This window comes from Sulfurovum sp. bin170 (assembly GCF_010892395.1).
Lineage (GTDB): Bacteria > Campylobacterota > Campylobacteria > Campylobacterales > Sulfurovaceae > UBA1140.
Genome location: NZ_JAACKB010000390.1, coordinates 1 through 1,905, shown reverse-complemented (window position 1 = coordinate 1,905; position 1,905 = coordinate 1). Strand labels below are relative to the sequence as shown.

Genomic DNA, 1,905 nt, shown 5'->3' with positions numbered 1-1,905 from the left:
GCCATCGTTTCCTTATATGCAATTTGCATTTTCGGAATCGGCGTGTTTACACCCGAACTATTTGGTTCAAAAAAAGCTTAATTCATTGGCATTGGGCTTCAGCCTCGCTTTGTTCGGGACTAAAGTCTCCGACTCCTAAGAGTTTTGCAAGATGTCTAATATAAAAACCCAAACAACCAAAGAGGAACTTTCCTATCCATCCCTATCTCTATATCATCAAGAGCCAAAAAGGAGTGGGGTATATCTTTTATCTGCTTAAACCCTTTATTTTTGCCACCTACCTCAAAGGTAAATTTCTCATCTACCAAGAAATCTCCTCTATCAACATAGTGAACTCTATGCCCTGAAGCCACCATGCTAACAAAATAGGTCTCACGGATTGTTCCTATCTTGGAGTTCATACAGAGAGCTGAAAAAAGATTGGTATTGGCAAGATACAACTTATCAGGCTTTCGTATCGCTTTAAAGCGTTTTGCCTCATGAGATATGTGATTGATCAGTTCGGCTTTTCCCAAATAGGATATATACTTATAGAGTGTCATCTTGGTTATGCCCACTGTTGTGGCTAATTTATCAATAGAGAGTTCCAATGGTTCAGAGACACAGATGGTCAAAAGCAGTTTTTTTAGCGTATCTATCTTATCGGCTTGTATATTAAAGAGTCGTCCTAAATCTTTGTGTAAAACGGTATTGATAGTCTCATGAATTCGGTCAATGTATTTCAATTTATCTTCAAAATAAAATGGATAAACCCCAACATCAATAAACTCATCGTAAAGTTTGAGTATCTTTTTATCTACAAGTCTCTCTATAATATCATAAACAATCGATTCATGATTTTCAAGCAACACTTCCAAGCTATAAGCCTTCAACTCTATCTTTTGTGTTACCTCCAAATACTCCCTAAATGAAAAAATAGGCATCTTATACATAGAGTATCGTCGTGCAAAATCTGGACTGGTTATCTCTATCGCAGATGAGCCTGAAAAAAGCACTTTGACATCTAAAAAGTCATAAACCGATTTTAGCTCGGCTTGAAAGTCATCAGCTTCATGAATTTCATCTATCACGATAAATTCGCCACCCCGTTTGACAAACTCATCAACAAAATCAAAAAGTGAAACCCCTTTAAACATTGGATGGTCACAAGAGATATAGAGCTTTTTAGATGAATGTAGTTCGTTCTCTTTAAGTATTTGCAACAACATCGTGGTCTTGCCAACCCCACGGCTTCCATAAACACCGATGGTTCTGCTTTTGGAGTTGAATACTTCACTATAGAGGTATCTTCTGTATATTGGGAGAGTTTGGTTCTGTTTGAGAAGTGATAGTCTTTTGGCATTTTTTAATTTGGTTTGCATTTTTACTCCGATTGGTATAACTTGATATACTTATTATTTATTTTTTAGTATATCATATTATACTTAATTGGGAATAGTGACTTGTGAGAATACTAATTATATTTATTGGTTATTATTTAGGAAACTTTTGTAAAAGCAATGCTTCATAACCTGACAATTTTCTAAACTGTCCATCTCGAACATACAAAATTCCATGTCGTCCTCGACGCAATGTCGGAGTCTTTCCCTCATAAATTCTCAAATCAGACTGCCGTGTATCCAACACTCTATACTCTTTAGACAAAAGCTCATCTATATTGTATTTCCCCTTATTGTACTTGTTATCCAAATACTTCAAAAATGTCTGATACGCAGGTAAATTCTCATCAAATATCAATTTCTCATCACTATCAATCAAGCACTCTTCCAAAGATTGAGTAGTACCACTATATTTTGAAGGAAACTAATAAGAAAAATCATCATCAATCAACTCTTTTTTAACACCCACAAAATAGATTCGCTCCCTCATCTGTGGCACACCAAAATCCAAGCTATTTAGAACCTT

At 35.6% G+C, this 1,905-nt stretch carries 3 protein-coding genes; all 3 read right to left on the bottom strand.

Going from position 1 to position 1,905, the window contains the following annotated elements:
* Window positions 1-155: 155 nt before the first annotated feature.
* Window positions 156-1,361, bottom strand: coding sequence for an ATP-binding protein (locus GSY74_RS09245; protein WP_164664816.1), 1,206 nt, complete (start codon window positions 1,359-1,361; stop codon window positions 156-158).
* 112 nt (window positions 1,362-1,473) lie between these two features.
* Window positions 1,474-1,758 (bottom strand): hypothetical protein, encoded by a 285-nt coding sequence (locus GSY74_RS09240; RefSeq protein WP_164664815.1) that lies wholly within the window; start codon window positions 1,756-1,758, stop codon window positions 1,474-1,476.
* 45 nt (window positions 1,759-1,803) lie between these two features.
* On the bottom strand, window positions 1,804-1,905 hold a 102-nt coding region (locus GSY74_RS09235; protein ID WP_188108713.1), incomplete at its 5' end, for a DNA cytosine methyltransferase.

Excerpts from the sequence above, each read along its gene's own strand:
- GSY74_RS09245 (WP_164664816.1), bottom strand. The coding sequence starts at position 1,361 with ATGCAAACCAAATTAAAAAATGCCAAAAGACTATCACTTCTCAAACAG.